Source organism: Flavobacterium azooxidireducens, assembly GCF_023195775.1.
Taxonomy (GTDB): Bacteria; Bacteroidota; Bacteroidia; order Flavobacteriales; family Flavobacteriaceae; genus Flavobacterium; species Flavobacterium azooxidireducens.
Map to the genome: position 1 here is coordinate 3816064 of NZ_CP096205.1, position 7141 is coordinate 3823204.

Here is a 7141-nt window from a genome sequence, read left to right on the forward strand (position 1 = left end):
GACAAAAATGAAAAACTCTGCATTTTTGCCCGCCTCGGCGGGAGATTCTTATTTCGACTTCGTCATCTTGCAGAATGACAAAAATGAAAAGCTATGCAAATATCTTACTTTTAAAAGAATTTTAAAGAAAACCTGTAACAAAAAATGTAAATTCGTGTCAAATGAAGATATGGCCAGTTTAGTAAAAGAAAATATAAAAATCGCGTTGGGTTCAATTAAAACTCAACTCTTGCGTACGATATTAACAATCATCATTATTGCGATTGGAATCACGGCATTAGTGAGTATTCTAACCGTGGTTTCTGCTTTGGAAAACACGTTGTCATCAAATTTTGCTTCGATGGGAGCCAATACGTTTACTATCAGACAATATGAATTACAAGTTCGCATTGGCAATGGCCGAAGAGGCGAACGCGAAAAAATAAACCCAATTATTTCCTATCCCGAAGCGAAAGATTTTCAGGAAAAATACAACTATCCGTTTACTAATTCATCACTTTCCTTCGTAGCAACTTCTGCCGCCGAAGTAAAATATGAAAATAAAAAAACCGATCCGGAAATTACCGTTGTGGGTGTAGATGAATATTTTGCACCGAATTCAGGTTTAGAATTAGCTGCCGGAAGAAATTTTACCGGTTTTGATATCGAAAACAACAACTATGTTTGTGTAGTAGGTTCCGATTTTGAAAAAGGATTATTAAAAGATGTCAACCCAATTGATAAAGTCATTTCCATTCGCGGAGCAAAATTTAAAGTAATTGGTATTTTAAAAGAGGAAGGTTCTACCTTCGGAAACAGTCAGGATTTGCGGGTAATGATTCCGATTCAAGTCGCTCGCTCGTTGTTCACACAGCCCAACATCAATTATAATCTGAGTGTGATGGTCGAAAAAAAAGAACTCCTTGAAGCCGCTATCGATCAGGCCATGATTACAATGCGACAAGTGCGGAAACAAAATCCGGTGGAAGAAAACAACTTCGGAATCATTCGAAGTGACGAATTAATCAATCAAATTCTCTCACTAACCTCAGTATTAAGTGCCTCGGCTTGGGTAATTGGAATCATCACTATTTTTGGTTCTTCCATTGCTTTGATGAACATCATGCTCGTCTCCGTAACCGAAAGAACCCGTGAAATTGGTGTGCGAAAAGCCCTGGGTGCCAAACGAAAAACAATCGCTTTTCAGTTTTTTACAGAAACAATTGTCATTGGCCAATTAGGTGGATTAGTAGGAATTATATTAGGCGTAACCTTTGGTTCAATCGCCGCATCTTTATTAGAATTCACGTTCGTTATCCCTTGGATGGCAATCATTGCGGCAGTCATTACGAGTTTTGTGGTGGCATTGGTTTCAGGGTTATATCCTGCAATTAAAGCTTCTAAATTGGATCCGGTGGAGGCGTTGAGATACGAGTAATTCTAAACAAACACTTGTAAATGGCACACGGATGCCACAGATTAAAAGGATTTTCACTGATTATAATTGCATTCGCTTCGCTTAAAATGAATTAAAACAGATTCATTTCTAACAAATTAGCAGTCATTTCTACGTCTCGTCTCCCCTCTCCTTCCTGTCTCGCCTTGGCGGATGGAGAGGGGTTGGGGGTGAGGATTTTTCAACAATCGTTAATCATAAATCGTTAATTTTTTGAAGCGAATGGCTCGGGCTTTTTCAGTAAACCATGTTCCCGCTTTCGCCTTTAGCCCGCCAAGGCGGGGCTACCGTCTCAATCGGGGCTAAAAAGGAAACCATTTTAAAGTAAACGTTTTCAAAAAGACATTCAATTAAAACTAACCAATTCCCCATAACCGTTTACCAATTACCTTCTTAATAGAACACGGATGCAACAGATGTAACAGATTTTCACTGATTCTAAAGTTAGATTCGTTTCACTTAAAATAGATTAAAAAGGATTCATCGCCAATAAATTAGCACTCATTTCAACGTCTCGTCTCCCCTCTCCTTCTTGTCTCGTCCGAAGGCGGATGGAGAGGGGTCGGGGGTGAGGATAGCCTTCACCATCCTATCATTCCCATAAATATCCTTCCTTAATTCAATGTTTTTAAATCCTAAATCAGTCAATAAAAAAACAGTTTCTTTTCCTAAATACTGATTAATTTCAAAAAACAACAAACCATTCGGCTTGAGATTTTTTAGAGCTAATTCAGCAATCTTTCGATAAAAAAGTAACGGATCTTCATCCGAAACAAACAATGCTAAATGCGGTTCAAAAGCCAATACATTCGTATTAATTTCTGCTTTTTCAAGATTTCGCACATACGGCGGATTGGAAACAATGACATCAAATTGATTCTGTAAATCAGAAGTTTCTAAAATATTTTTTTGCATAAAATGAACGTCAACCTCATTCGTTTTAGCATTTTCGTTGGCTACTTTTAACGCTTCTGCCGAAACGTCAATGCCAAAAACCGTCGATTCCGGTAAATTCTTCTTTAAGGAAATGGGAATACATCCGGTTCCTGTTCCAATATCAACAATTGTACTATTTTGATCTTTGTATTTTAATTCATCTAAAATCCAATACACCAATTCTTCCGTTTCAGGTCTTGGAATCAATGTATGTTCATTCACTTTAAAAACTATATCGCAAAAAAAAGTTTCTCCCAAAATATATTGAATGGGCTTTTGGGTTTTTAATTGTTCCAATACGAATTTCCATTGTTCCAATTCTGATTCGGAAACTTTCAAATTGGGTTGCAATGCCAAATCGACACGTTTCAGTTGATGGTATTTTTCCAAAACCAAATAAAAGAAACTATCGATTTCTTGCTCATCAAAAAAAGAAGACAATTCGCTGCGAAAGGAAGATTTTATTTCTTTAAAAGTCATAATCAATTATAATTCTTTCAACATCCAAACCGGACAAGAAGTGTGACCTGTGCATCCCATCGGTGCATCAATATAGTGAAATCCAAATTTTAAATATAATTTTTGAGCAGCATGCATATACGGCATGGTTTCTAAATAACATTTTTCAAACCCAAACGATTGTGCAAATGTCAAACATTTCTCCATCATTTCAGAACCTAGTCCTAATCCTCTGGCTTCTGATAAAAAATACATTTTTTGCAATTCGCAAATGGTTTCCGCTTCATTTTCTAACTGACTAATGCCGGCTCCACCAATAATTTTGCCATCATTTTCAACCACAAAATAACGACTTCTTGGTGCGGAATAGGTTTCAAACATCCGATCCAACGAAACATCCGCATAAGCAGTTCCAACTTTTGGCACATCGTGTTCAATTAAAACAGAACGGATTACGGAAGCAATCATTTCATTATCAACTTCTTGAATAGGTCGGATGGTAATCATAAAAATCAATTCATTTAATTAGTTGTAAAAGTAAAACTATTTCTACTTTTTTGGGCAAAAAGCGTAATTTTGTGTTCTGATGAAACACAAAAAATACATGCAACGTTGTCTTGAATTGGCCAAAAACGGTTTGGGAACCACCTACCCTAACCCGATGGTGGGCAGCGTAATTGTGTTTGAAAACCAAATTATCGGCGAAGGTTGGCATCAAAAAGCAGGCGAACCACATGCGGAAGTAAATGCAATAAATTCCGTAAAAGACAAATCATTACTTTCAAAATCAACCATTTATGTCAGTTTAGAACCCTGTAGTCATTTTGGAAAAACACCGCCGTGCAGTGATTTAATTATTCATCATAAAATTCCGAATGTGGTGGTTGGAACAGTTGATCCAAATGAAAAAGTTGCCGGAAAAGGAATTGAAAAACTTCGTCAATCGGGAGCAACTGTTACCGTTGGTATTTTAGAAAAAAAATGTCTTGAACTTAATCGACGGTTTTTTACATTTCACAACCAAAAAAGACCTTTCATTATTTTGAAATGGGCAGAAAGTGCCGATGGTTTTCTTTCTCCTCAATCAAAAAATGAACAAAAACCGGTTTGGATTACTAATTCGTATTCCAGACAATTGGTTCACAAATGGCGAACAGAAGAACAAGCGATTTTGGTTGGAACAACTACTGTTTTGGCAGACAATCCGAAATTGAACAGCAGAGATTGGCTTGGAAATAATCCGCTACGAATTGTTTTAGATCGTTCAGGAAAAATTTCCAACGATTACGAAGTAAAAAATGGAAAGCAACAAACTATTTTTATAACAGAAAAGGAAAATTTTGTTTCTGATGAAAATTTTAATCACGAAACTATTATCTTTGATAATCAACTTGCTGAAAAAATTTGTAATTTACTTTTTCAAAAAAGCATTCAATCGGTTATTATTGAAGGTGGACTTCAAACACTACAAACCTTTATTGATGCCAATTTGTGGGATGAAGCTCGAATTTTTAAAGGAAGTTTGCTTTTACAACAAGGAACAAAAGCCCCAACCCTTTTTGGCGAAACCGTGAAACGAACAACTATTTTAAACGATGAACTTTTAATTCTTAAACGGTATGATTAATACAATTATTTTCGATTTTGGGGATATTTTCATAAATCTGGACAAACCGGGTGTAGAAAAAGCATTTCGTAATTTAGGTTTAAAAGAATGGCATGCCGATTTAGATGAAATAAATAAACGTTTTGAAATTGGCAAAGCAACCGAGTTAGAATTTATTGAAGGCTTTCAAAAGCATCTTCCCAATGCTAGTATTGATGAAATTAGAAAAGCCTGGAATGCTGTTTTGGGCGATTTTCCGGAACGTAGATTAGATTTTCTTCAAAGTTTAAAAGGAAAATACCGTTTGTTTCTTCTTTCTAATACCGATAAAATCCACATCGAACATTTTGAGCACAAAGAAGGCATGTCTTTTTCAAGAGATTTTTATAATTGTTTTGAAAAAGTTTATTTTTCGTATGAAGTTGGTATGCGAAAACCAAATGTTGAAATTTTTAAACTTCTGTTAAACAAACATGACCTTTCTCCCAAAAGAACATTATTTGTTGATGATAAAAAAGAAAATACAGATGCTGCCGCTTCATTAGGAATTGAAGTCTGGAATTTACAGGTTGGAAAAGAGGATGTTACAGAATTATTCGCCAAAAAAATAATTACCCTGTGATATACATTGTTTTAAGTGTTCTTTTTAACGCTGTTCTTTTTATCATTTTAAAACTCTTTTCTCGATTCAATATCAACACTTTACAAGCATTGGTGGTAAACTATTTTATCGCTTTTGTAATGGGTTTACTATTTACGGAAAGTGCTTTTGATTATTCAAAAATTATTGAAAAACAATGGTATCCCGGTAGTTTACTACTTGGTTTTTTGTTCATTAGCGTTTTTTATGCCACAGCAATAACCTCGCAACGAAACGGACTTTCAGTAGCCTCGGTTGCTTCAAAAATGTCGGTTATTATTCCAATCTGTTTTGGCGTTTTATTATTTAATGAAAAATTGGGAATTGCCAAAATCATCGGAATTGTAATGGCTTTGGTAGCGGTTTATTTTACTTCCAAAAAAGAAAAAGGTGCTGTTGCTGATTCAAAAAATCTACTTTATCCAATTTTAGTGTTCTTTGGTGCCGGTGCAATTGACACGAGTTTGAAAATTTTACAAAATGATTACTTACCGGAAAATGAAATTTCATTATTTTCATCACATACCTTTTTAATAGCTTTTTTGGTTGGTAGTATAGTAATAGGTATAACTATTTTTAAAAATAAAATGAAAATTGAAGGAAAAAATATTTTGGCAGGAATTATTCTTGGTGTTCCGAATTATTTTTCACTTTATTATTTAATTAAAATGTTGGATAGCGAAGTATTTGAAAGTTCAACTATTTTTACGATTCACAATGTTGCGATTGTAATGGTTTCGACATTGGTTGGTATTTTATTTTTTAATGAAAAAATTTCAATGCGGAATGCTATAGGAATTTCCATGGCATTATTGGCTATTTTTCTTGTGACAAATTAATATGAACGAATCAAAAGATACTTATAAAACTATTTCTGCTCCATCCGAAGAAATTCTGTTCAAAGAAAAAAACAGTAAATTCTTTGGCTATGCATTTCCGATTTTAACTGAAGAAGAAGTAAAAGTTCATTTGGAACAATTAAAAAAGCAACATTTTTCGGCAAGACATTGGTGTTATGCGTATCAATTAGGAACAGAAAAAATTAGTTTTAGAGCCAATGATGACGGAGAACCCAACAATAGTGCCGGAATGCCAATTTATGGACAAATTCAATCATTTGAAGTTACCAATATATTAATTGTAGTAGTTCGCTATTTTGGTGGAGTAAAATTAGGCGTTGGCGGATTAATTTCAGCCTACAAAACTGCTGCTCAAATGAGTTTGGAAAATGCCGAAATTATCGAAAAAACCATTGATGTTAATTTTCAACTCACATTCGACTATAAAAACATGAACAAAGTGATGCGAGTAATCAAAGAAAAAAACTTGGAAATCGTTTCACAAAAAATGGAAATGAATTGCGAACTCATCATTTCAACCCGAAAAAAAAATGCCGAAAGTACATTCGACATTTTTTCCAATTTATTTGAAATAAAAATTAAAAAAATGGATTAATTTTCTAATAATTCCATTTTATCAATTATCGATTTAATGTTGTCTGGTGGAAGCATAGGTTTACCCGTTTTAATATCAACAAATACCAAAACAAAATCGGCTGTTGTTAATAACTCACCATTTTCATTTTCAATTTTACATTCAAATTCTATCTTAACCGAAGATTGATTTTTGTATTTAGTTTTTACAGTAAGTAAATCATCGTAACGTGCTGGTTTTTTGTAATTTATGTTAATGTTAACAATTGGAAGTGCCACACCACTCTCTTCCATGCTTTTATAGGAAATCCCTTGATTTCTAAGCCATTCCACTCGACCAATTTCAAAATAAGGTAAATAATTACCATGATAAACCACACCCATTTGATCTGTTTCGGAATAACGCACACGAACGTGCAATTGATGTTCTTTCATAATTTTCTGTAATATTTTTCTTTATTGTGTTTTTAAGTCATTAATCATCTTTACAACATTTTTTTTATAAAATCAATAGCATTTTATTTTTTTTTACGTTTTTTTGTTCACATATTTGTTATCCCAAAAGTTAATAAAGAAACAGCCTGTTTTCTTTGTAAGATAACCTTTAGTAAACAACAAAATTTATAGAATAT

General features: G+C 33.9%; 8 protein-coding genes. 5 read left to right on the forward strand and 3 right to left on the reverse strand.

What is annotated here, in order from left to right; genetic code table 11:
* Positions 1-169 precede the first annotated feature (169 nt).
* The gene (locus tag M0M57_RS16660) at positions 170-1417 is read left to right on the forward strand and encodes an ABC transporter permease (protein WP_248436773.1); all 1248 of its coding nucleotides are present in this window, start codon (positions 170-172) and stop codon (positions 1415-1417) included.
* Between the two features lie 519 nt (positions 1418-1936).
* Here the strand turns inward: M0M57_RS16660 and prmC are convergent.
* Positions 1937-2851, reverse strand: coding sequence for a peptide chain release factor N(5)-glutamine methyltransferase (gene prmC, locus M0M57_RS16665; protein ID WP_248434226.1), 915 nt, complete (start codon positions 2849-2851; stop codon positions 1937-1939).
* A 6-nt stretch (positions 2852-2857) separates the two neighbouring features.
* Positions 2858-3337: a GNAT family N-acetyltransferase gene (locus M0M57_RS16670; protein WP_248434227.1), complete on the reverse strand. Its 480-nt coding sequence runs from the start codon at positions 3335-3337 to the stop codon at positions 2858-2860.
* Positions 3338-3416: 79 nt separating this feature from the next.
* On the opposite strand from M0M57_RS16670, the gene ribD reads away from it, so the two are divergent.
* The 4 genes from ribD to M0M57_RS16690 are packed head-to-tail and all read left to right on the forward strand — an operon-like array spanning position 3417 to position 6531.
* The gene (ribD, locus tag M0M57_RS16675; RefSeq protein WP_407647447.1) at positions 3417-4457 is read left to right on the forward strand and encodes a bifunctional diaminohydroxyphosphoribosylaminopyrimidine deaminase/5-amino-6-(5-phosphoribosylamino)uracil reductase RibD; all 1041 of its coding nucleotides are present in this window, start codon (positions 3417-3419) and stop codon (positions 4455-4457) included.
* On the forward strand, positions 4450-5058 hold the full coding sequence (locus tag M0M57_RS16680; protein ID WP_248434228.1) for an HAD family hydrolase: 609 nt from the start codon (positions 4450-4452) through the stop codon (positions 5056-5058). Before ribD ends, M0M57_RS16680 begins: the two co-directional genes overlap by 8 nt.
* A complete protein-coding gene (locus tag M0M57_RS16685) occupies positions 5055-5915 on the forward strand; it encodes a DMT family transporter (protein ID WP_248434229.1) in 861 nt (286 codons plus the stop codon). The genes M0M57_RS16680 and M0M57_RS16685 overlap by 4 nt, the downstream gene beginning before the upstream one ends.
* Before the next feature lies 1 nt (position 5916).
* Entirely contained in the window at positions 5917-6531 is a 615-nt protein-coding gene (locus M0M57_RS16690; protein WP_248434230.1) for an IMPACT family protein, read from the forward strand.
* Here M0M57_RS16690 and M0M57_RS16695 read toward each other — a convergent pair.
* Complete coding sequence (locus tag M0M57_RS16695) at positions 6528-6944, reverse strand: acyl-CoA thioesterase (RefSeq protein ID WP_248434231.1); 417 nt, start codon at positions 6942-6944, stop codon at positions 6528-6530. The genes M0M57_RS16690 and M0M57_RS16695 overlap by 4 nt on opposite strands.
* Between the last annotated feature and the right edge of the window lie 197 nt (positions 6945-7141).

Bases quoted from the DNA above. Each gene is read 5' to 3' on its own strand.
- prmC (WP_248434226.1), bottom strand. From the start codon at position 2,851: ATGACTTTTAAAGAAATAAAATCTTCCTTTCGCAGCGAATTGTCTTCT.
- M0M57_RS16670 (WP_248434227.1), bottom strand. From the start codon at position 3,337: ATGATTACCATCCGACCTATTCAAGAAGTTGATAATGAAATGATTGCT.
- M0M57_RS16680 (WP_248434228.1), top strand. From the start codon at position 4,450: ATGATTAATACAATTATTTTCGATTTTGGGGATATTTTCATAAATCTG.
- M0M57_RS16695 (WP_248434231.1), bottom strand. From the start codon at position 6,944: ATGAAAGAACATCAATTGCACGTTCGTGTGCGTTATTCCGAAACAGAT.
- M0M57_RS16690 (WP_248434230.1), top strand. From the start codon at position 5,917: ATGAACGAATCAAAAGATACTTATAAAACTATTTCTGCTCCATCCGAA.
- ribD (WP_407647447.1), top strand. From the start codon at position 3,417: ATGAAACACAAAAAATACATGCAACGTTGTCTTGAATTGGCCAAAAAC.
- M0M57_RS16660 (WP_248436773.1), top strand. From the start codon at position 170: ATGGCCAGTTTAGTAAAAGAAAATATAAAAATCGCGTTGGGTTCAATT.